Annotated in this window: 20 protein-coding genes, 1 tRNA gene and 2 pseudogenes; 13 read left to right on the top strand and 10 right to left on the bottom strand. The window is 32.0% G+C overall.

Going from position 1 to position 23,473, the window contains the following annotated elements:
• Nucleotides 1-141: 141 nt before the first annotated feature.
• From V5787_RS10195 to cysM, 6 genes and pseudogenes are all read left to right on the top strand, one after another.
• Nucleotides 142-355, top strand: a pseudogene (locus tag V5787_RS10195) (IS1595 family transposase); the annotation flags it as partial.
• A gap of 38 nt (nucleotides 356-393) precedes the next feature.
• Nucleotides 394-1,212 (top strand): annotated as a pseudogene (locus V5787_RS10190) (SPFH domain-containing protein).
• Between the two features lie 397 nt (nucleotides 1,213-1,609).
• The gene (locus V5787_RS10185) at nucleotides 1,610-1,777 is read left to right on the top strand and encodes an Arc family DNA binding domain-containing protein (RefSeq protein WP_336893124.1); all 168 of its coding nucleotides are present in this window, start codon (nucleotides 1,610-1,612) and stop codon (nucleotides 1,775-1,777) included.
• A 49-nt stretch (nucleotides 1,778-1,826) separates the two neighbouring features.
• On the top strand, nucleotides 1,827-3,107 hold the full coding sequence (locus tag V5787_RS10180) for a DUF819 family protein (protein WP_336893123.1): 1,281 nt from the start codon (nucleotides 1,827-1,829) through the stop codon (nucleotides 3,105-3,107).
• A gap of 339 nt (nucleotides 3,108-3,446) precedes the next feature.
• A complete protein-coding gene (gene epsC / locus V5787_RS10175) occupies nucleotides 3,447-4,244 on the top strand; it encodes a serine O-acetyltransferase EpsC (RefSeq protein ID WP_336893122.1) in 798 nt (265 codons plus the stop codon).
• A 16-nt stretch (nucleotides 4,245-4,260) separates the two neighbouring features.
• On the top strand, nucleotides 4,261-5,148 hold the full coding sequence (gene cysM / locus V5787_RS10170) for a cysteine synthase CysM (RefSeq protein ID WP_336893121.1): 888 nt from the start codon (nucleotides 4,261-4,263) through the stop codon (nucleotides 5,146-5,148).
• Here the strand turns inward: cysM and V5787_RS10165 are convergent, their stop codons facing one another.
• The 3 genes from V5787_RS10165 to trxB all read right to left on the bottom strand — a co-directional run bounded on the left by V5787_RS10165 (nucleotide 5,149) and on the right by trxB (nucleotide 7,553).
• Nucleotides 5,149-5,712 carry a pentapeptide repeat-containing protein gene (locus tag V5787_RS10165; RefSeq protein WP_336893120.1) on the bottom strand — a complete coding sequence of 188 codons (564 nt, stop codon included), beginning with the start codon at nucleotides 5,710-5,712 and terminating at the stop codon, nucleotides 5,149-5,151.
• Nucleotides 5,713-5,721: 9 nt separating this feature from the next.
• A complete protein-coding gene (locus V5787_RS10160) occupies nucleotides 5,722-6,261 on the bottom strand; it encodes a YfiT family bacillithiol transferase (RefSeq protein WP_336893119.1) in 540 nt (179 codons plus the stop codon).
• Nucleotides 6,262-6,605: 344 nt separating this feature from the next.
• A complete protein-coding gene (trxB, locus tag V5787_RS10155; protein WP_336893118.1) occupies nucleotides 6,606-7,553 on the bottom strand; it encodes a thioredoxin-disulfide reductase in 948 nt (315 codons plus the stop codon).
• A 268-nt stretch (nucleotides 7,554-7,821) separates the two neighbouring features.
• Between trxB and V5787_RS10150 the strand changes: the two genes are divergently transcribed.
• The 3 genes from V5787_RS10150 to V5787_RS10140 all read left to right on the top strand — a co-directional run bounded on the left by V5787_RS10150 (nucleotide 7,822) and on the right by V5787_RS10140 (nucleotide 9,961).
• Nucleotides 7,822-7,896, top strand: a tRNA-Pro gene (locus V5787_RS10150).
• Nucleotides 7,897-8,148: 252 nt separating this feature from the next.
• Nucleotides 8,149-9,414: a site-specific integrase gene (locus tag V5787_RS10145; protein WP_336893117.1), complete on the top strand. Its 1,266-nt coding sequence runs from the start codon at nucleotides 8,149-8,151 to the stop codon at nucleotides 9,412-9,414.
• Between the two features lie 22 nt (nucleotides 9,415-9,436).
• Nucleotides 9,437-9,961, top strand: a complete 525-nt coding sequence (locus tag V5787_RS10140; protein WP_336893116.1) for an ORF6N domain-containing protein — start codon at nucleotides 9,437-9,439, stop codon at nucleotides 9,959-9,961.
• Nucleotides 9,962-10,017: 56 nt separating this feature from the next.
• On the opposite strand, the gene V5787_RS10135 is transcribed toward V5787_RS10140, so the two are convergent.
• From V5787_RS10135 to V5787_RS10105, 7 genes are all read right to left on the bottom strand, one after another.
• Complete coding sequence (locus tag V5787_RS10135; protein ID WP_336893115.1) at nucleotides 10,018-10,824, bottom strand: DUF4138 domain-containing protein; 807 nt, start codon at nucleotides 10,822-10,824, stop codon at nucleotides 10,018-10,020.
• Complete coding sequence (gene traM / locus V5787_RS10130; protein WP_336893114.1) at nucleotides 10,821-11,750, bottom strand: conjugative transposon protein TraM; 930 nt, start codon at nucleotides 11,748-11,750, stop codon at nucleotides 10,821-10,823. Before traM ends, V5787_RS10135 begins: the two co-directional genes overlap by 4 nt.
• Complete coding sequence (locus V5787_RS10125; RefSeq protein WP_336893113.1) at nucleotides 11,731-12,354, bottom strand: conjugal transfer protein TraK; 624 nt, start codon at nucleotides 12,352-12,354, stop codon at nucleotides 11,731-11,733. Before V5787_RS10125 ends, traM begins: the two co-directional genes overlap by 20 nt.
• 63 nt (nucleotides 12,355-12,417) lie before the next feature.
• Nucleotides 12,418-13,257: a hypothetical protein gene (locus tag V5787_RS10120; RefSeq protein WP_336893112.1), complete on the bottom strand. Its 840-nt coding sequence runs from the start codon at nucleotides 13,255-13,257 to the stop codon at nucleotides 12,418-12,420.
• On the bottom strand, nucleotides 13,257-13,838 hold the full coding sequence (locus V5787_RS10115) for a conjugal transfer protein (RefSeq protein ID WP_336893111.1): 582 nt from the start codon (nucleotides 13,836-13,838) through the stop codon (nucleotides 13,257-13,259). Before V5787_RS10115 ends, V5787_RS10120 begins: the two co-directional genes overlap by 1 nt.
• Before the next feature lie 63 nt (nucleotides 13,839-13,901).
• Nucleotides 13,902-16,310 carry a TraG family conjugative transposon ATPase gene (locus V5787_RS10110; protein ID WP_336893110.1) on the bottom strand — a complete coding sequence of 803 codons (2,409 nt, stop codon included), beginning with the start codon at nucleotides 16,308-16,310 and terminating at the stop codon, nucleotides 13,902-13,904.
• 310 nt (nucleotides 16,311-16,620) lie between these two features.
• Nucleotides 16,621-16,908, bottom strand: a complete 288-nt coding sequence (locus V5787_RS10105) for a hypothetical protein (RefSeq protein ID WP_336893109.1) — start codon at nucleotides 16,906-16,908, stop codon at nucleotides 16,621-16,623.
• Nucleotides 16,909-17,085: 177 nt separating this feature from the next.
• Between V5787_RS10105 and V5787_RS10100 the strand changes: the two genes are divergently transcribed.
• From V5787_RS10100 to V5787_RS10085, 4 genes are all read left to right on the top strand, one after another.
• Nucleotides 17,086-17,730 carry an N-acetylmuramoyl-L-alanine amidase gene (locus V5787_RS10100; RefSeq protein WP_336893108.1) on the top strand — a complete coding sequence of 215 codons (645 nt, stop codon included), beginning with the start codon at nucleotides 17,086-17,088 and terminating at the stop codon, nucleotides 17,728-17,730.
• Nucleotides 17,731-17,950: 220 nt separating this feature from the next.
• Complete coding sequence (locus V5787_RS10095; RefSeq protein ID WP_336893107.1) at nucleotides 17,951-19,276, top strand: hypothetical protein; 1,326 nt, start codon at nucleotides 17,951-17,953, stop codon at nucleotides 19,274-19,276.
• A complete protein-coding gene (locus V5787_RS10090; RefSeq protein WP_336893106.1) occupies nucleotides 19,246-19,893 on the top strand; it encodes a hypothetical protein in 648 nt (215 codons plus the stop codon). The genes V5787_RS10095 and V5787_RS10090 overlap by 31 nt, the downstream gene beginning before the upstream one ends.
• Nucleotides 19,890-23,135 (top strand): DNA repair protein Rad50, encoded by a 3,246-nt coding sequence (locus tag V5787_RS10085; protein ID WP_336893105.1) that lies wholly within the window; start codon nucleotides 19,890-19,892, stop codon nucleotides 23,133-23,135. The genes V5787_RS10090 and V5787_RS10085 overlap by 4 nt, the downstream gene beginning before the upstream one ends.
• Nucleotides 23,136-23,473 lie beyond the last annotated feature (338 nt).

Below are 23,473 nucleotides of genomic sequence, written 5' to 3'. Positions count from 1 at the left end.
TCTAAAAACTAAAGGAAAATGAACCAAGAAAGAGATCCATAACTAACATAAACAATGAAAATAAGGAAAAAAACATAAATTTTAGATTTAAAAAGTAAAAATTGAAATCTAAAACTGAAAAGAGCATTATGCAACGGTCTTGAGTTACATGTGGTTATTATGCAACTAAAATCTTGGTTAAGAGCAATACCAACTCATGTAAGTAAATGGCATATTACAAGCATATTTTGATGAATTTTGTTTTAGAATTAATAGGTCACAATACAAAGAATCCATTTTTCATAAAACAATTCTTAGAATAGTACTACAAAAACCTAAATATCAAAAAAACATAAAACAGACACTAGGTGTATAACTCAGTAAAAAACAATTAAAGTACCAAGCGGGTATTTAATGCTATTCATATTATTCGCTTTAATTTCAACCTTCATTTTTGGAATTTCACAAGAAAACCCGTTCATTATAATTCCCTCTTTCATTGCTCTACTAATAGTTATACCAGGGTTTATAATTGTAGCGCCTAATACTTCAAATGTATTATTGCTATTTGGAAAACACATAGGAACTGTGTCTCAAAATGGTTTTTATTGGACTAACCCCCTTTTATAAGAAGCGAAAAACATCTCTTAGAGCGAGTAACTTTGATAGCGAACGTGTTAAAGTAAACGACAAATTAGGAAACCCAATCATGATTAGCACAATTCTAATCTGGCGAGTAAAAGACACGTACAAAGCTGCTTTTGATGTAGATAATTACGAAAACTTTGTAAGAGTACAGTCTGATGCTGCGGTAAGAAAACTTGCGAGTTTATATCCATACGATAATTTCGCAGATGATGGTCATACCGAAGAAATTACCTTAAGAGCAAGTGTTAACGAAGTAAGTGAGGCCTTGAAAAAGAATTGGCCGAGCGCTTAACAATGGCAGGAATCGAAGTGTTAGAAGCCCGTATTGGTTATTTGTCTTATGCACAAGAAATAGCAAATGCCATGTTAAAAAGACAACAAGCAACTGCAATCATAGCAGCGTGACACAAAATTGTAGAAGGTGCTGTGAGTGTGGTAGAAATGGCTCTAGATAAATTAAGCGAAAAAGGAATAGTTGAACTAGATGAAGAACGAAAAGCCGCAATGGTAAGCAACTTAATGGTTATACTTTGTTCTGATAAAGAAGTTACTCCAGTGCTAAACACAAGAACCTTAAATCACTAATATCATGATAAAATATTACTAGGTGAAATGTTTTCAAAAGAAACTTCATTTTTAGAAGAACTAAATACAAATCCTAGAAATGGATAGAAAGCCATAAGTATTGGATATGATATCGGAGGAACAATTACAAAAAAGATGCTAGAATGAAGTAATACTAAATTCTAAAATTTAGAAATTATATCTAGATTTTAAAAGATGGGTTTTAGTCTTGCTAATGATTATAATAGATGTTTTTTTGATAAGAAAAGCTTAACAATGAATCTAGAAGATAAATATAAAATTGGTTGAAAAAAGGAGAAAAAATATTGACTGGGACTAAAAAAAGTGAAGATACTGAGCCCTCTCTAGAATCCAATAAAACTAAATTAAAATCTAAAAACAACAATAAGTTGTAATTATGGCAAAGAAAAAAGCATTTGCGCTAAGAATTAACGAAAATATGTTAAAGGTTATAGAAAAATGGGCTTCCGATGAGTTTAGATCTACCAATGGTCAATTAGAATGGATGTTAAATAAGTGTTTAAAAGAAGCAAATAGACAAGCCAAAAAGAAAGATTCTTCTTGATTAAACTAAATTGAATCCTTAATTTTGAGCAATCTTAATTATGTTAAAAATGAACAAGTTTCTTATCATTCAGAAAACAACTCCTATTTTCACAAACGACACTATGGTGTTCGGGCTTTTAATGCTTATGCTCGCATTGGTATTCTATACTTCATCGAAAAAAACAGGACTCTGGGCAAAATTCTATTCGGTAATTCCAGCATTACTTATGTGCTATCTTTTACCTGCTATATTAAATACGATAGGGCTAATATCTCCTAAGGTTTCTGAAACTTATACAATCGCTAAAAACTACTTATTGCCAGCAGCTTTGGTTTTAATGACTTTGAGTTTAGACTTAAAATCGGTTTTTAACTTAGGTCCCAAAGCATTGATTATGTTTTTTACAGGAACCGTAGGAATTGTTATTGGTGGTCCAATTGCTATTATATTGGTTTCAATATTTAGTCCAGAAACAGTTGGAGGCGCAGGACCTGATGCTGTATGGAGAGGTCTATCTACTCTTGCTGGTAGTTGGATTGGTGGAGGTGCAAATCAAACCGCCATGTTTGAGATTTTTAATTACAATCCGGAAAAGTTTGGAGCAATGGTTTTAGTCGATATAGTTGTAGCGCAATTATGGATGGCCATTTTACTTTTTGGTATTGGTAAAAAAGACAAAATTGACAAGTGGTTAAAAGCAGACAATTCTGCCATTGAAGAATTAAAAAACAAAGTTATTAAATACGAAAAAAGCGTTTCTAAAATACCCAGTTTAACTGATTATATGATTATGTTAGGAATCGCTTTTACCGCAGTTGGGATTGCTCATTTTGGATCGGATAAAATATCTACATTCTTAAGCGGATTCAAAGCCTTTAGTGACAAAACATCGGCATTGACTTCTTTTACCTCCACATTCTTTTGGATGATTACTATTGCAACTATTATTGGAATTATTCTCTCGTTTACCAAAGTCAAAAAATATGAAGGAGCCGGAGCGAGTAAACTAGGAAGTGTTTTTATATACATTTTAGTTGCAACTATTGGAATGAAAATGGATTTAGTATCTATCTTAGAAAACCCTGGATTGCTTATTATTGGTTTAATTTGGATGTTAGTTCATGTGATTCTACTAATCACAGTTGCCAAAATTATAAGAGCTCCTTTTTTCTTTTTAGCTGTTGGCAGCAAAGCTAATGTTGGTGGGGCTGCTTCTGCACCAGTGATTGCAGCAGCATTTCATCCGTCATTGGCAACAGTAGGTGTATTACTTGCTGTAGTAGGTTATGCTATAGGAACCTTTGCTGCTTTATTTTGTGCGAATCTTATGGAAATCGTTTCGCCTTAATTTTAAATGGAGATGATTATACTAGTACCTATTGTTACTCTACTAAAGCAGGTTTCAAAAACAGTGTTTTAAAAGAATTAATGGAAACAGAATATGTATTCCAACAAAAAGCTTAAAAATTCGATACGATTGACAAAATAAAATTACAAATTACCGAAAGACAGAATATTAAAAGATAGTTCTCTATATTTGCATTAATTAAAGACAGAAAAAAATGACCTTTTTCAAACTCGAAAAATTTATTATTTTCAATCCACAATTTTCTTTGTGTGGTTGTTGTTGCTGTTTCTAAAAATTTCTAATTTTCATATTTCATTTTAACATTCAACCACAATAATCATGACAAAAGATCTGATTATCAAACATATTGATTCATTAAAGAATCACACTGCTATCAATTACAGCATCAAAACAAAAACTGAAGCGTTTACCGAAAAATTGTTTTACACTCTGTTTGACACCAATGCAAACCTTTACAAAAGCATGGATCAACTTGAAATTCTATTTAAAGAAATTTCTATTATTGCCTGCAAAAAACCTGAAGAGCTATGTGATTCTATCTGGGAAAAATTTATGGGCACCTTACCAGATGTTTTAGACAAACTAAAGCAAGACGCCAACTTTATTTTAGAAAATGACCCAGCATCAAATGATTTACAGGAAATTTATTTAGCGTATCCAGGTTTTTATGCCATTGCGATTTATAGATTAAGTCATGAGTTATATTTATTGGACATGCCATTATTCTCTAGATTAATGAGCGAATATGCACATCGAATTACGGGTACTGATATTCATGCTGGAGCTCAAATAGACTCTCCTTTTTTTATAGATCACGCTACAGGCATTGTAATTGGGGAGACTACTCATATTGATAAATATGTAAAAATATATCAAGGTGTTACCTTAGGTGCTTTAAGCGTCAGTAAGAGCATGAAAAACAATAAAAGACACCCAACCGTAGAAAAAAGTGTTTGTATTTACGCCAATGCCACGATTTTAGGAGGCGAAACAGTTATCGGAAAAAACAGTATTGTAGGAGGGAACTCTTGGGTTACTCGCTCAATTCCAGAAAACTCTATTGTTTTAAATACAACGACAACCGAAGTTAAAATCAAAGAAAAAGAGGATCGTTAATTCGTAAATATAGACTATGAAACCAAAAAAATTAGTTGACCTAATTGGAAATACCCCACTTGTAATTAGTCAAAACCTAGTAAAAAATAAAAATGTACAACTTTTATTAAAACTAGAAGGAAACAACCCTGGAGGCAGTGTTAAGGACAGAGCCGCGTACAATATGATTTCATCTGCTTTAAAAAGAGGTGACATCACAAAAGAAGACACTTTAATTGAAGCTACAAGTGGAAATACAGGTATTGCCCTTGCCATGATTGCTCAGGTATTAGGAATGAAAATTGAACTTGTTTTACCAGAAAATTCAACAAAAGAGAGAACACAAACTATGCAAGCCTATGGAGCAAAAGTTATTTTAACATCAGCCTCAGAAGGAATTATTGGATCTAGAGATTTCGCTGACAAAAAAGTTACTGAAGGTGGCTATATCATGTTGAATCAATTTGCCAATGATGATAATTGGAAAGCACATTATAAAACAACAGGACCTGAAATTTGGAGGGACACTAATGGAAGTGTTACACATTTTGTATCTGCTATGGGTACTACAGGTACTATCATGGGGACTTCTAGATTTCTAAAAGAACAAAATACGGATATTCGAATAATAGGAACTCATCCTAGTGATAATTCAAAAATCCCAGGAATTAGAAAATGGCCAAAAGAATATTTGCCTAAAATTTATGATGCCTCTAGAGTAGATCGAGTATTAGAAGTAAGTGAAACCGAAGCCAGAGCTATGACAAAACGTTTAGCGCAGGAAGAAGGTGTCTTTGCGGGGATGAGCAGCGGAGGAGCGGTTGCTACAGCTGTAAAAGTAGCAAATGAATTAGACTCAGGAGTAATCGTTGTAATTATTTGTGACCGAGGAGATCGATATTTATCATCTAATCTTTTTGATTGATTAACTTATTCTAATATTATAATCAGACAACAAAGCTAAAGCTCCTTCCTTTGAGAAGTGAGCTTTTTTTATTTTATTTGAATTTGGATTGAGAGAATAATTAATCGCAGAGTACAAATCTGCCCCCTCTAAATTGGTCATATCAAAAACAGCCTTAAATAAATCACAATTCACGAATTTTGAATTTGATAAATTGGCTTCTGTAAAATCCACCTCTTGTAAATTACAATCATTGAACAACACTGCCTTCAATTCCAATTGATAAAAAACAGAATAAGATAACTGACAGGTATCAAATGAGAATTCCAATAAGAAAAGATTACACTTTCCAAAATCAACACCCATAATTTTACAACCTACAAATGACATATTTTTAAATGCAGTATTTACAACTTCAACATTACTTAGATTACAGTTTATAAATTGACAATCTAAAAATTCAATATTAGAGATTTTCCCGTTTGAGAAATCACAATTTTTAAACACACACGAATCGTATTCTCCTTTTGGCAATCTTTGCTTTACTAAATTTAAATTTTCAAAAGTTACATCTATTTTTATCATTTCTCTTAACTAAAATTTTAATTTCAAAGCCTGTTTTACATGTGCTAAATGATGATTTGAATGCCAAGCATAGATTCCTATTACCTCATCCAAACAGAATTTATGACCGTGCTCTGGATGAATATATTGCTTAGCTAAATCCTCTGTAGAGAGGTTTTCCATTACGGTTCCCAACTTAGCATGCAAACCTTTTAACAATAATAAAGTATCTGTTATATTATTATCTAAAGAATCTGGTAATTCAGCAAAACGATCTTCAAAATAAGGTCTAATTACTGGACATTCTTCTGTAAGTGCCAATTTAAAACGAATCAAACTGTTCATGTGACTGTCTGCACAATGATGAATAACTTGTTTGATAGTCCATCCTCCAGGACGATATCTATAATTTAATTCTGCTATTGTAAGTTCTTTAACTACAGCTCTCAATTCTTCTGGGAATTTTTTCACTTCATCTACCCAAGATTTTACATGTTCTGATGTGATTTGACCTGGCTTTACAAATTCTCCGATTGGAAACCTCAACTTATACAATTCTTTTTCGTTCATTTTTATCTTTTATTTAATAATCCCTGTATTTTGCTATTCAGTAATAATATCATAATCCCGTTGAGTAAAAACCTCATTTCCAATTCGAATATTACAACTGCTGTTACAATAAGATTTTATCATAAATACTATTCTGAATATCTTTCTCGTAAATCCTTAATTCATGTAAAAAACTCAACTATTAAGCAATTAAATTATAAGAAAATAAAATCACAAAGCATAATTTATTTTTCATAAGGAATTATTTTCCTTAACAATAATCCTATAAAAAGTATAGTCCATCAACTAAAAACAAAAAAGCCGAATGATATTTCATACGGCTTTTTTTGATTTATATAAACTCCTTATTCTAAAGAGCCCAAATAACGTTCTGCATCCAAGGCTGCCATACAACCAGTACCTGCCGCAGTAACAGCTTGTCTGTATTCTTTATCTTGCACATCTCCAGCTGCAAATACACCTGGAAGATTCGTTTTTGTAGATTTTCCTTTTGTAATTAGATAACCTGCTTCATCCATATCCAAAATATCAGTAAAAATATCTGTATTTGGTTTGTGACCGATAGCAATAAACACTCCTGTAACAGGAATATCATGTTTTTCATTGGTTTGGTTGTTTACAGCTCTTACACCTTCCACAACACTTTCACCTAACACCACATCAATTTCAGTATTGAACAACACCTTAAGGTTTTTTGTTTTTTGAACTCTATGTTGCATTGCTTTAGAGGCTCTCATATAATCCTTACGAACTAACAAAGTAACGCTCTTACAAATATTTGACAAATAAGTTGCCTCTTCAGCAGCAGTATCACCAGCACCAACAACAACTACATCTTGTCCTTTGTAAAAGAATCCATCACAAGTAGCACATGCAGAAACACCTCCGCCTTTTAGCCTCTCTTCACTTTCTAAACCTAAGTACTTAGCAGTAGCTCCTGTAGAGATAATAACAGTTTCTGCTTCAATTGCAGTAACTCCATCAATAGTAATTTTATGAATTCCTCCTTCTTCTTTTGAAAACTCCACTTCCGTAGCCAATCCAAAACGAACTTCTGTTCCAAAACGTTCAGCTTGAGTTTTCAAATCTTCCATCATTGCAGTCCCATCGGTTCCTTTTGGATATCCTGGGAAATTATCAACTTCTGTTGTTGTTGTTAACTGACCTCCCATTTGCAAACCAGTATACATAACAGGTTGTAAATCTGCTCTTGCTGCATATATCGCTGCAGTGTATCCTGCTGGCCCAGAACCTATGATAAGACATTTGATTCTTTCTATTGTATCTGACATAATATTGTATTTAAATTTCTTTAACAAAAATAACCTTTTTCCAGAGTAGACAATCTTATTGTTTATAATTTTTTATAATCAGATTATAAGCAAAACCAATAAGATTTACATAAGGAATATTAGTTAGCAATAGTATAAAAAGTATTAGAAAACGCAATCAAAAACAACAGATAAAAAATGACAAAATATTTTTTGTTTTTAGCTGAAAAAATGTTCATTTTAACTATATTTGCATCTTGAAATTGGATACTAATTTCAAAAGCACTTTCGGGGTGTAGCGTAGCCCGGTCATCGCGCCTCGTTTGGGACGAGGAGGTCGCAGGTTCGAATCCTGCCACCCCGACTTTTTATAGAATCAATCTATACTAAAAACCTGTTAATCTTATGATTTACAGGTTTTTCTGTTTTTCTGCATATCATTATAAGTCATAGAATCTCATTAAAAACGTCAACAAATCGGATAACAAACTTATTTTTTCAAAAGTGTTGACCGATTTGTTAAAATTATCTATTGTCGAGTAAATAAATGTATCTTTATAAGTGATTTGACTTTCGTCTGATAACAACGAATTAATGTTAATTAAAAGACGAAATCATGAAAACATCTTCAACCTTCAGTATTTTGTTTTGGGCAGACTTTCCCAGAGCAAAAGACAAGCAAGCATCCATCTATGCTAGAATTACCGTAAATGGAAAACGAGCAACCATCAGCTTAAAACGAAAAGTTTTGATTACTGATTGGGATGTCCATAAGAATAGAGCTCGGGGAACAAGTCAGAAATCAAGAAGCCTCAACAGCTATTTGGACGAAACCTATAACCATCTTTTTAAGTGTTATCGGGATTTGATGTCAGAGCATAAATTGATTACTTCACAAGCCATTAAAGCAAGATACTTTGGTCAAGATGAAAATAATCACTCCATTATGGATATTATCAATTACCATAATGAAGATATGGTCAGTAAATTAAAATGGGGAACACAAAAGAATTATTTCACTACTCAAAACTATATTTCCAAATTTTTATTGAAATCTTATAAAACCTCAGACATTTATCTGCGAGAACTCGATTACCACTTTATTATAAAATTTGAAAAATATCTTAGAGGTTACGTACCCGTTGACCATCAAAAACGGATGGGCAATAATACTGTAATGAAGCATATCGAGCGTTTTAGAAAATTGATAAACCTATCATTTAAATTGGGTTGGATAGAACGTGATCCTTTTATCAATTTCAAAGCCAAATTTATTAAAAATGAAAGAGGATTTTTAAGCCTCAAAGAACTTCAAGAGATAGAAAATAAACAATTTACCATCCCTAGATTAGAATTGGTAAAGGATTTATTTGTGTTCAGTTGCTATACCAGTTTAAGTTATATCGATGTCATTCACTTGGTTGCAGATAATATATGTATAGGAATCGATGGCGAACTATGGATTTATTACAGACGCGAAAAAACAACAAAACCAATACGAATACCTTTATTACCAAAAGCGTTACAAATCATTGAAAAGTATAAGAGTAATCATAAATCTATATCTCAAGGAAGTATATTTCCTAAAATATCAAATCAGAAATTAAATGCTTATTTAAAGGAAATTGCTGATGTCTGTGGTATTAAAAAGAACTTGACTTTCCACATCGCTAGACATACGTTTGCAACAACGATTACATTGAGTAATGGAATGCCCATTGAGACAGTTTCAAAATTGTTGGGTCACTCCCGAATATCTACAACCCAAATCTATGCAAAGGTTATTGAACGTAAAGTGAGTGATGATATGCAAAGGCTAAGAATTCAGTTCAAAGAGAAGGAAATGAAGCTAATTTCAAAAACAACTTCTCAAAATTTGTAATACCACTTAAAAAAATAACACAATGGAACTATCTATAATAAAAAATAAAATTCATAATATTCAAGGAAACAAAGTAATGCTCGATTTTGACCTAGCAGAACTTTATGAAGTGGAAACTAGAGTGCTTAAACAAGCCGTTAGACGTAACCTCAAACGCTTTCCCGATGATTTTATGTTTCAACTTTCAAAGGACGAGTGGAAAGAGGTTATCACAAATTGTGATAACCTCCCAGAGAACATCAAATTTAGTCCGACCACTCCTTTTGCCTTTACCGAACAAGGTGTGGCAATGCTTTCTAGTGTACTCAAAAGTGATAAAGCGATTGATGTAAACATTGTAATTATGCGGGCTTTTGTAATGTTACGACAACATCTCACAGACTATGGGAATCTTAAAGAAGAGATTGCCAAACTCGAAAAAGAAATGAATGTAAAGTTTAAGGATATTCATCAGGCATTAAATTATTTACTGCAAAAAGACAAAGTACAGATTGAACAGCAGAACAGGGAGCGAATTGGTTTTAAAACAAGTGGTAAAGAAGAATAATTAAAACCCCAAGCTATCAGCTTGGGGTTTTATTAAACGGTTGCTACTTAATCTATTCAAAGGCTTGTCGTCAAAATAATATTTCTATTCCCTTTCAATTCCTGTAATTCAATCTGCAATTTCTCATTATCACCCAATACAAATTTAGGAAGCACATAAATAAATCGCTGGATCCGCTTATCCTTAATTATTGAAGGCATTTTATGCTTGTAAATTACTACTTGTTCTAATCTTTGAAAAGATGCTTTCCGTTTCTTATTACCATTGGTTCTGTAGATATTCAAGTAGTCGACTTCAAAATTGATTCCTGAAGAGTTTTGAATCTCAATAACTAAATATACTTCTGAAGTATTATATACCATCTTTTGTAAACGCAATCGCGTTCCTTTTTTTCGTTTTGTTGCAATACGTTCCTGTTTTGACTTCAATAAATACTCACTGAATTTTTGAAAGTATGTAACACGAGTTGCATACTCGTTGATTGGTTCAATTATTGGCTTCAATTTTATCTTTTTAGGTTTTTCATTCCCAATACTTTCATTTTCAGGGATAAAATAATTCAACTTTGGCAACTTATCAGCGTATTTCAAAATATAGGAATACACTTGTCCAGCCTTAGTGATGGTTAGTAAATTACTTTCAGCTCCTGGTTTTGCTTGTAACAACCCAAAATATTGTTCCTTTTCTCTATTATAGGTAAACACAAAATGATCTGCTCCTGTGATTCCTTGCCGAATTGAATTCGGAAAAAACAGAGCGACATTCTTTTTATCATTAGCATAAATAGTATCTAATGTTTTTGGCTGCTGTCCGCTAACGAGAAAACAACTTAATAATATTAGAAGTGATGTGATAGTTTTCATTTCTTGATTTTTAGGATTAATTTATAATTATTAGCAATCGTAACTTTTACATTTTTGTTATTCCGTTGAAATATTTTCTTGATACCACTTACTTGCGGTACTCCGGCAATATTAATGTCATCCACAATATCGCCTACGACTTCTTGTCTAGCTTCAGCTCTAAAACTGTTTTCTACATAAATACCTTCACTACCATCTTGCAGGTCAAATGCTTTTAATTCTACTGGTTGATGATTGATATTTTCAATTTTAATGATGGTTCTGTTCGGTTTAAAACTGACGAAGCCATAAATAGGTGTGTTCTTAAGAAAAATGATATTGTTGATTGTAGCCTTCTGTGTCAATCGCATTTGCAAGCGAAAATTCTTTCTTACCGTTTGTGTCCCATCGACCCGAACATAAATAAATCCATCTGTATTTTGAGTATTTAGGTTTTCATTCTCCAATGGGTTTGAAGCAAAAAAGAGTTGATGCACCAATGCTAATTCTTTAGTCTCAATTGCTGTTGCTTTTTCTTCAACAATAAATACAGTGTCTTTTTGAACAATCTTTGGCAATGCATTGATTTTCGACTTTCTATAACTTCTATCTGTATAACTGATACGTCCTTCATTGTAGATACTGTCTACTATGCGCATCTTTTCTTTACTCAACAAATCACGGTCATAGACTCCTGTGGAATCTAATAAACGCTCATCATAGATACTTGGAGCATTGGTTTGTCGAACTTCTTTTAAGTCATCCAATGCCTCTAATTTAGATTCATATTCCTTTTGTTCATCTTTAAGTTTTGGAACAGGAATTTGATTATTTTCAATAGTTGTTTCTTCATCTTCTCCAAGCATAATCACAGAATATGAACCAATAAAAAGTACCACACATAAAATGACGGCAGCAAAAATGAGTTTATTTTTTTCTATCTTCATAATTGATTTTTTTAAGTGTATTTTCAAAAAAGTTGGTAATGAGTAATCCGTGTGTATTCTTCGGAAAGTTTCTTTCAACATGAATCAGATTACCCGTTGTGATGAGTTCATAAATGTCGGTTACCGACCCTCGATTAATTTCAAAAATAGTCTTGGTTTCAAACCGATATGGTTTTGATTGAATATCAATTTTAGAATCAATGCTCAATACTCTTTGAAGCAAAGAATATTGCAAAATCCGATTGTAAACGCCATCTGCTTTTTTCTGTCGATATAAAGCATCTATTGAACTATTTCCTAGCCATAAAGCTTTCTCCAAATGTTTTTCGTAATTACTAGCATCAATATGATAGAAATAAGTGTGAAACAATTCTAAATTCGCCAAGGCTTCCACTTCTAAATTCTCTTGTTGGGAAACGAGTTTTATAGGAATTACACTTCCATCGGTATTAACGACGAAAGCATTATTGACGGTTTCTTTATGGAGTTTTACAACCAATACTACAGAAACAATACAAGTGAGTACAGCCCCGATAACCACTGCTAGAACAATGAAGCGATTTAACTTCAGGACATTGTAAATATTTTTATAAGGTGTTTTCATCTTAATTTCATTTTATAATATATTTTTATCTCATTTTTATTGCCAAATGTGCTTTAAGCACCCTTAGGCAGTGAATAGCCTAAACACAAAAGAAGTAGCACGACGATAGAGTTTAAATTTTAGTAATACGATAAATCCGATAGACCCAAATTGTAATAAAGGCGCAAAAAAGGTGCTTCCCCAATCAGTCCCGAATAGGTCTCCCCAGAAATTGGTATTAATTTCAGTATAGAGATTATTGACAAAAACATTGACCAGAAAAAAAGCAGGAACTAGCATATAGACTCCTGCATAGAGTTTAAAGAAATTATATGCCAAGGGTCTAAATTTTTCAAATACTGCCAGGCTTATTACCAATGGAAAAAAGGCTTGCATAATTCCGAGTAAAAAGAAACGTTCTGCCAGAAATAATGGGTAGATAAACAAATCCAATATCCATAGAAACATGGCTATGATAAATGATAACATTTTCAGCCCATATAATGGTGTTACTAATGCTTCATAGAGCATTGCAAAGGCTTTTTTGGCGGCTACCAAAGCACCCACATCCTGTTCCAAATCAATATCTTGCAATTGTAATGGGAGGAGTGCCGGAGCCGTGTCTCGGTATTGGGATTCGATGGCTACCAAAATGGTGTCAAAGACGCTTAATACCTGTGTTGAAAAAATCACCAAAATGACGACTGCAAAATTCTTCGCCAACTCTGAAGGTGTCAACCCCCAAGTATACCCCTCATTATTAGCAACACCTTCATTGTATTTTTTTAGGATGTTTATTAGGAAGAATAATATGGCCAGTGTTTTCATTCCAACAATAGTGTACTGCGAAAAATCACTGTTCTTGATGGTGGTAAAAACCGCATCAATATATTCTAACCCTATGCCTAAAAAAATTCCCGACATTAGTATTTGGCTTCTCGATTATTGATTTTATCCTGCATTTCCCTAAAAGCGATAATCTCACGATAACGTCTTATTTTTGCCTCAATTTCTGCGACCATTTCATTAGACTGTAGTTCCATTTCTTTCAATACTTCTGCTCGCTCTGCATCCGTCATTTTTAGATTATCACTCGATAATATCTGGTCGATATAATCCAGACCATCTAGGGAATTTTCTATAATAGCATTAAAGGATTCTGAAACTCGATTTACTTCATCGGACTTTATGTATGGCGAATTCAAGATTTCTCGTAAATCGTCCTGCACAATATCAAATAACCGTTGGTTATTTCGAGTTAATTCTCGAACTGCTTTTAGCTGTTTTATCACATTATTGACTTTCTCAATATTCTCTTTTTGTTTTTTTAGAAACTGAACTGACTTTAATAATTGTGAAGTCTGTTTTGCAGATTCTATCAACGATTTTGCAAAACTGATAAAATTGGTGTTGTCATAAACTGGCATCCCTTGAGCCACAATGTGACCAGATGATGAAAGAATAATGGTTAATGCGATAATTAATGTTGTGATTTTGTTCTTCATAATTTTTGTTTTTAACAGGCATTGCCTGATTTTAATTAATACTCAATTGATCTTAAAAACAGCCTATGGCTGCTGTTGCTTTATGAATGTGTTTATGGCTTCTTCCATATTATCGGTCTTGTCATAAATCCGCATTATGCGGTCGCTTTCTTTTCCATCTGTGAGGTATGCTGCATAGACTTCTTTGGGAACTTCCAATCGGAAAATGTTACTTTCTTTTCCAATTTTGATAAACATTTCGGTGTGCTTTCTTGCGCCTGTTAAATTGTTTCTGATGGATTTTAACTGATTCAAATCGTGGCTTGAGAGGTTCAATCGTTTCTGCAATTCTACATAGCCTTTTTCATTCCGTAGGCTGTAAACTACTTGTGTGTTTTCCAAAATACTTGCTGATGTAGAATTATCTGGAAGTTGATTAATCGATTGTAGAATAATGCCAATCGCTCCGTTTTGTTTTCGGATGGCTTGATAGTAGAATTCTACACTTTCAAGCACGTTTTTGAATTTGAGTTGTTTGGCAAACTCGTCAAAAAGGATAATTCCTCTTTCAGAACGATTGCGCCAAATGGTACGTTGGATTGCTGATTTAATCAGTTTTAACATTACTGATAAGATTTCTTTATTGTCCTTGACTTCATCGAGTTCAAAAACAATGAGTCGTTTGTCTTCAATCTTATAGGTTTGGTCTTCGCTTACATTAAATAGAAAACTGTACAAACCATCATCTACATATTCTGAAAGAATGTGCAAAAAGTTATAAATACTGAAATATTCTTCCTGAATTTTTAGTTCCTGGATAAGTGTGTCTTTTTTGTCATCAACAAACTGATAAAGACTAGCCAAAGAGTGATTATCTTCAATGGAATTGTAATAATAACGAAGCACTTTTTTAATGGCGACTTCTTCGGCTTTGGTTGCTTCTTTTCCCGAAGCCAATAGTTCTAAAAGGAATATGCTTAAATCTTCAAGCCTTTCTGGTGTTAAATCTTCTATTGAAGAAATATAAAAAGGATTGATACCTAAATTCTTTCCTTGCTCATAACGTAGAATGATATGGTCGTCTGGATAGAGTTTAGCGAATTTGGAGTACGAACCTCCTAAATCAATAATGACTAGGCGTACATTATTCTCAAAATACTGGCGAAGTATATTGTTCGCTAAAAAGGATTTTCCTTCTCCAGTTGGTGCAAAAATGGCAAAATTCCGTGCTTTGATGCGTTTCTTTTGTTCATCCCAAACATCTTTGAGTACTGGAATGTTATGCTGCCTGTCATTAAAGATGATGCCAACTTCATCAGATTTGTAATTGCTGTTGTTGATGTATAAACACAAGGCGTGTTTTAAATCGGTGACATACAAATCTTCATTTGAAAAATTAGAGGAAAAACAGAAATAACTGTTTAAAAAGTAATTTTTGCGTTCTTCTCCTTTTGGATAGTAGGGAACAATATCGAGTTCTTTACACTCTGTTTTTATTTTGGAAGCAATATTACTTAATTCGGCTTCCTTTTTAGACCAAAAAACTATATTAAGATGTCCTCGAATAATTCGTGCAGAATCATCTTCATTGATTTTGGCAACGATGTCTTCAATCTTTTTTAAAATGACTTTATTCTGTGTTCCGAAATTGGAACTCTTATTGAGTTCTTCAATTTTCTTGTCGAGTAGTTTTCGCCATTTATGTTTATCATCCAGATAGATGATTTGATTGATAATATGATTTTCATTCAAATTCATTCCCAATCCATCAATAAATCCTTGATGGAATACAAAATCATCCGAAGTAAATTTATCGTTGGTTTTACTACTCTGTACGACATCACCAAAACAAAGTTCGCTATTGACTGCCAATACATCAAAATGATTTTCACCGATTTCTATGTTAGATTTCTTTAACTGGATGTCCGTATCAAAACCTTCATTAAACCCGTTGAAATAGGCATCAGTGATGCCAATAATTTGATTCTCGTTGAGTGGTGTAAACTTTACTTTTCGACTGTTATTAATAAAGGAAATAGCATCATTCACCGAAGTGATAAATTCCTGAACATTATGGTCCATTTTTTTATGAATCCCTTTTTCAACTTTCCGAAACGGATTGGTAAACTTGGAAGCGTTTAGGGCTTTGTTATATGGCAGAATGAAAAACAAATAGCAAGAATGTTTTAAGTAATTTCTTCCTTTAAAATAACTGTGTGTTGCTTTTTCTAAAAAGGTATCATTAGGCAATGCTTCCGAAGTATAATCAGCCTTTTGATAAACATCCTGTTTATGGATAACTGTACTCGTAGGTAAAGATTTAAACGCCTGAAACCACGAACCGTGAATGTCTTCAAAGTCTTTTTCGGATAAGGAATAGATTTCGGGTAAATCGCCTTTATAACATAGCACCACATTACCATTATTGGCAAATACAATGTGTTCTTCAATGCTTAAAATTGGATGGTATGCTGCTAGATTTATCTTTTTCATATTGATTATTATTAATTAAATGCCCATTATAGGCTTTCATAATAGAGGCGACTTTGCTTTTTATTACTAATGGTTTTCGGAAATACTTTTTGAATCTGTAATAGTGCTGGATTCTTGGTAATGTGTGTTAAGGCTACATATAGGGAAGCATTGAATACAAACACAGAAATGATAATGGTAAAACTGAACGAAAAGATGATGAACAATAATGAGCCGATAACGGCTGTCATCATGAGTGCAAACAGTGAAATGGGCAAGCCCATTATCACGGCACGCTTTCGTATGTTTTTATAGACTTCGAATTTCTTCATTACACCACAATACTTATGAGGTAAGTAAAAATGCCTACAACTGCTCCTGCAATAAGTACGAATACCAATACACGTGTGATTCCTTTTTTTAAATCGGCGTTTTCCCCAAAGAAGTGTCCTGCATTAAATAGGAAACCTATTAAGAAAATGACACCCAAAATGATTGGAAAAATGGCTCGAATGGTATCGGAAACATCATTAACAGAATCTTCAATACCTCCAATTTGGGCAAAAATGGAATTTGAGATGAGTAACAATAAACTGGTTGCATAAAGTGATTTTTTCATATCTAAATTGTTTTAAGATTTGCTTGATTTTGATATATGAAAAATACATTATATTTGAATACAAATTATTGAATATCAATATTTTATATAAATAATAATTATTGATTTGTTTTGATTTCAATTGCAATCAAAGCGTAATAAATCTTATGAAACACAATGCTTAAAAACGATTTAATTATGAAAACACATTTAAAAAAAACGTTCAAAAACGTCAGTTTTTGGATTTTGATGCTACAAATGTGTTTTGTTTTTAGTCAGAAAAAAGTCGTGGTAGTTGATGTTGGACATGGCGGAAAAGATTCAGGTGCAATTGGCATAAATAATATTCAAGAAAAAGAAGTGGTGTTGAATGTTGCCAAAGAAATCATTAGGCTCAATAAAACGGTTTTTGATGATGAGTTGGATATATACTTAACTCGTTATAAAGACACGTTGATTTCTTTGTCTGATAGAAGTCGATTGGCTAAAGCGTTGAAGGCTGATGTATTTGTGTCGTTGCATTGTAATGCTTCATCAACCATTTCAAAAGGTGTGGAAGTGTTTGTACATAATTCTGATAACCTAAATGCAAAAGCATCTATCTCATTAGGTTTATCTGTATTGGATGAAAGTACTCAAAAACTAGGGTTTAAAAAACGTGGAATTAAGTTTGCTGATTTTCAGGTGCTACGAGAAACTACTTTCTGTCTAGCTGTACTTGTAGAAATGGGATTTATAACCAATACTGATGAAGCAGGTTATTTTTTGAAGCCTCAAAACATTCAAGCCTTGGCTCTGGCTATCTTACTAGGAACTACTAATTATTTAAATACTGGATTATGAAAGAATTATTTGTTGAAGTTGTGAAGAGTTTGAGGAGAATTGTTATGATTATTTTTAGAGAGATTTATTGGAGCAATACAAACCGTTAAAAAGAGAAATGCTAGTGAAAAATGTTATTTCGAATAAAATACGGATATTCGTAAGTGGTGAATAATCATTTAAATGTATATTTAAAGTCTATTAATAGGATTTTTCACTTAAAATTGACGGATTAGTAATATTGGATGAGACAAATAAAATAAGTTTTGATTTTATAAAAGAGATAAAAGAGCCAGGTGTATATCAACTTCTATTTCCAAAAAAAGAAGTTGGTTTAGCAGTAATGCTATTGTTCGATAAAATTGAAAACAACTTATTTATTGATGGCAAATTTACTGAGAATGATATACACGATACATTTGCTAAAATTGTCAAGACAGGTGAGAGATATCCAAAGGAAATTTATAGTGGTCACATAGCAGAACTACAAGAATATTTTCTTGATTACAACCAAGAATCCCAAAAGTATTATTTTAAAGACTACGCATACCGCTTTCACGCCTACGCAAAAAAGACCTTAGAAGGAAACTTTAGTCCTACTAGAATCGCAAAGATATGCTCTCATCTCACTCACTCACTTAGACAAAAAGAAACTTTAGAAGATTTAAAATTTTGGTTAGAGGAAGAATTTAAGAAAAATGAACCTGACTTAAGAGGGCAAATTGATTTTCTTGATAGACAAATAGTTGATTCAGTTAACAAACTTAAAAGTAAAACCGAAGATTCTAATCAAAATTTTATTGACATTCTAAAAGAAGTTGAAAATAATTTGGATAATGCTCAAATTCAAAGTGGTGAGTTGGCTTCTGCATACTCCGAAACTAAGGTAATTCGTACTATTTTAGAAAAAAAACAAATATCTGATTCTGAAATAAATGATCTTATTTCTGACGTTCACCACTTTATCAAATATTTGAATGAACGATTAGATTCTATAGATAGAAAGTTAGACAGAATACAACCAAAAATTAGACAATTATTTGCAACTCTAAACAGACCCCAATTTAACAGTAAAGTAGAAAAATTCATACACTTTCTCTTAAAAGAAAGTAAAGTGGATAATAAGCGAGTTACGATTTTACCAAATAAAATTGAGAACCCTATTACACATATTAATACTCCTAACTTCACAATTTTAGAAAGAGAAAGAGAGCTTTTTCCTCCGCAATCTAAAAAAATTAAAAAATACTCTGTCAATAAAAAAGTAATAGAAAAAAATAAGCAAAAGGTGTTAAAAGTTCTAGAACAACAGGATTTGGTAAGAAAATGGGAATACTTTATTCTGTCAGAAATAGATTTAAAAGGAAGCATTAATTTATCTAAAACCTTTTTTAATATTTTGGATGAAACAAAAGATGGTCAAGTTGCAGTAAGCACCATATACAATATAATTAGAACAGCACGTAAAGAGAAAAGTCTAAATTTTGAAATGCAAAAAATAAAAGAAAAAAATAATATAAATCAAGAAATTACTCTATGGAAAATGAAAGTATCAAAGAAGGAATAACAAGTTTTTTAAATCATTCAGATACTCCGCAATTATTTGCGATTCTTGATTATAAACTCAAAGATGGAGTCCATATCCAGCGAGAGGGTAAACAAGTAGAGTTGTATAATTATTTGAATGCCAATGAAATTAGCTTAGTAAATTACTATAGAGATCTATTTAATGTTGAGCTTACTTTTGCAGGAACAGAACCAAACACTTATTATTTTTTAGATTTCATCGGTGCAAATAGGGGAAGGATTGACACTAATCATAGGCATCATATGAAAAGTGAATTTGTAATTATAGGTTTTATTATTTACAAAATATTCTATATAGATAAGCAGGTAGATGTTTCTTCTGTTCAAGACTTACAGAAAAAAATAAGGTTAGATTATGAAGATTTAAAACCCGGCATTTATAGATTAATAGCAAAATCTAGGAATACAAACCCTGGAAACTTAAATGACGAAGCCATTGATTCTGCTATTCAGTCTGCACTAACTGAATTCAAGAAAATTGGATGGGTGAAGCTTCAGGGTGATGAATTTGATTTATTACCAGCATTTGACAGGTTAATATTAATTTATGAAGATTTAATTACAAATATTGATGAGACACTAAGTGAGTTAAAATGAAAAGATATCCAAGAATAAAAAAATTATCCACATTAGGAATTGTTCATCATCAAGCGTTTGATTATGAGTTTAATCCATTTAGAACCGATTTTGTTGGAGAAGGAGGTTCTGGGAAAAGTATGATTGCAGATATCTTGCAATTAATTTTTGTTGGTTCAAAAGCATTTCATTCACCCACTGATAGTAGTGACCCGAGAATACCCAAAACGATGGTCTTAAGAACTTCCGGCAAAGGAACCGATATAGCTTATGCATTTGTCAATATAGAAATGAAACATGAAGAATACATTATTGTTGGTATTTATCTTGAAAGCACAGGTAGTTCCCAATCATTCATAATACAAGCAGGTGAGAATTTTGAAACTGAAAATAAAATGGTTTCAATAAATAAAGTATTGGGTGTTTCATGTTTTTTAAGGGAAGAAAGCCTCCTGCCTATTGAGGAATTTAAAAATCATATTTTTGACACTCAAGGCTATGTCTGCGAATCCTGGACTAGGCTTAACAAATTTCATAAACTACTTTTTGAAAATTATATTCTCCCAGTAGACTTATCGGCAAGCTATGAATCTCTTAAAAGCTATGCGAAAATTATTCAAGCGTTTTCAAGAGAGTCGTTAGATATTAAAAGGAGTGAAAAGATTCAAGATTTTTTATTTGGTAATGAAAAAGAAATTGAGTTCAATCAAGTATTTAAGACAGCAGTTGAAGAACTTAGTGGGGATATCAAACAATATGAGTCTAATCGCGAAGAGATAGATAAGTTAAAGCATAAGCAAACTGAACTTCAGCAACTCTTGCTGAAAAAGCAAGAGCGTGACAAAGTAAAAAAGGAATATGTACTGGTAAAACATAGTTATCTAACGCAACAGATAGATAGGTCCAATATCATTATGAAATCGTTATTGACAACTTTTTATGATAGTCAGAATAGTCTAAAGAATTTAAGAACGATTGCAGAGGCTAAAATTGATAAGCTTAAAGGTGAGAGTTCAAAAATTGACAAGAAATTTGAGATAGCGCAAGAGAACAAGCTTTATTGGGATGGTAAGAGCAAACGACTTGTTAAATTTTTTTCTTGGATGCAGCATTTTAATAAAAATGCAAAAGAAATTTTAAAGCATTATGAGAATTATCACAAAAACAAAAAGGATATTGAAAATATAGAATATTTAGAAAACCGATTACAGGAAGGTAATATTCTTAGTTTTTTAAATAAGAATGGAAAGTTTGACAAGCATATTTTACTCAATATTAGTCAAATAATAAGCGATGTAGAAAATTCTTTAAAGATTAAACTAAAGCTCAAATTACTTAACAACATAGATGATTCATTTTCATTAGCCTATTGGGCTTTAAATCTAAATCGAAAGCTTACGTTAGAAGAGGAAAGTGTCATACACAAGTATCAAAATGAAAATGTAACAACGAAGGTTCCAGAAGGTAACGAGATTGATAGACATATACCACATCCAGAAGTGTTATTAGAAAACTTACCTGTTTGTAAGAAAACTGACAAAGGTTTTTGGTTAGATTTAAATGGAGTTATGGAATACGTACCATATATTTTAGAGCCAATATTTGATACGGGGGATTCAGAAAAAATTAAGCAATACTTTACTGGTCAAAAGAGTTCCTTAGAAAAAGATATTGAAGGACTACAAAACGAAGAGGGAAACTGGAAGTCATTAAAAGTCATTTTAACAAAACTCGATAATCCGTCGGATTATATTTCTTCATGGGAATCACGTGCTGAGAATTCACAATTTGAACATCACGAATTATTTGATGCTTCAAAAAATGACATTATTGACTACTTAAAGTTGTACTCTCAAAACAAAGAGATTGATAAAGAATTAAAAAAGGTAAATAATATTTACAACATTGTCGATAAAAAAAGAAGTACTCATAATACTCTGATAGACAGCTTGGAAACCACTCTAAAAACATTAACAATTCCTGATGTTGATGGGTACATTGAAAATATAACAAATAAGTATGCATTTGAGTCTCTTCAAAAGGATAACGGAACTAATGAAAAACTGGAGAAATCAAAAAACTATTACCAAACTTTTCTTGAGAATTTTCAGGAAGCAAATGCAAATAGAATAAAAGTAAGTGACTTAGAACAAATAGATTTACAAATAGATGAAAATATAAAAGTATTAGAAGCACTAAAAACAAAGAATACTGAGGTTTTAAAAGAGCTAGGTACGATTAACAAAATAATTAGTGTAGAAGAATTAGATAATAAGGAAATTAACTTTACAGAGTGTGAAAAAATATATCGATTAAAATTTGATTTAATCGTCAAAGAATTTCTTAAAAATAAAGAGAATAGATATGCAGGAACAGATGACTTTAATGAGATATGCATCGAAATTTTGCCTCGAGATATTTTTGACAAGCAAGATTTAGAAGATGAAGAAATAATTCCAAGAATTGAAAAGTTACTTAGTGATATTAACATAAAAAACAAACGACTTAATATTAGAAAACTCCAAAAATTAACTAGTATCATAGATAAAGTAAATAATGAAGTGAGTGAACAACTTTATGATGTTAGAAAAATTTCAAAATTTATTGATTCCGAAGATAAGACTATCACAGGAGGTCATAGGGCTAAACTTGAGTTGTTTAACAATAATTCTTTTCCTAGAGAATGGATGGAGAAATTTATTGAACAAATAAGAGAAGATATTAAGGTTGGTAGTGATGACAATCTTTTTGAATCATTACAAGGTATTTCAAACGATTTAGAAAAGTTTACTTCTCTAGAAGAGAAAATGCAGGAAGCATTTTATCGATGTGGCGGTTCTAAGCTACAGAAACCTAAAGTTCGAGAACTTCTTAACCCAAAGTCCTATTATGGTCTGTCTTTCAAGATTAAATCACTTCACGGCAAGAAAAACCCTGGAAGTACCAGTCAAACATATTCAGCTATTGCTCTACTCTGTATTTCTAGATTGTCTCTAATTAATAGAACAGCAAAAGGTACGGTTAGAGACGGTATTAGATTTATGCCAATCGATGAAGCTGAAGGACTAGGTAGTAATTTTGATATGCTTTATGATATAGCCAAGGCTAATGATTATCAAATACTATCATTATCAATTCAACCCAATAAGGTGGATATTAATAATCAATATATTTATTTACTCCATAATAATCTGGAGGAAAGCGATAAGGTGAATTATGATCCTGTTCCAATCTTTGGAAGTTTCAAAGATAATGATAAATAAAAAAATATGAGAAATCTAGAATGGAAATATTTAATTGGTCTAAATCAACTTTATGAGAATGGTAGGACGACATTAAGAATAAGTAATAATAATTTTATAAGCCAAGTTTTAATAAAACAGAAGAGACTCATTAGACCAAAAATGGGTTACCCAAATATTTTAGAAGCAAAATTTGACTTCAAAGAATACTACAAGAGACTTGGATTCAAGGTTGTAACGCAACAAAGCGTTAATAATTTTTAGTGATTCAATACTCAAATATAGTGATTATAATATTGATTTTATTTCGTGGCATTATTGAAATAGAATAACTCTCCTACGTCGAGTTATTTCCAGTT

The organism is Flavicella sp. (genome assembly GCF_037132785.1).
In the GTDB taxonomy this organism is placed as follows: Bacteria; Bacteroidota; Bacteroidia; order Flavobacteriales; family Flavobacteriaceae; genus Flavicella.
This window is presented reverse-complemented; position numbering and strand designations above follow the sequence as displayed.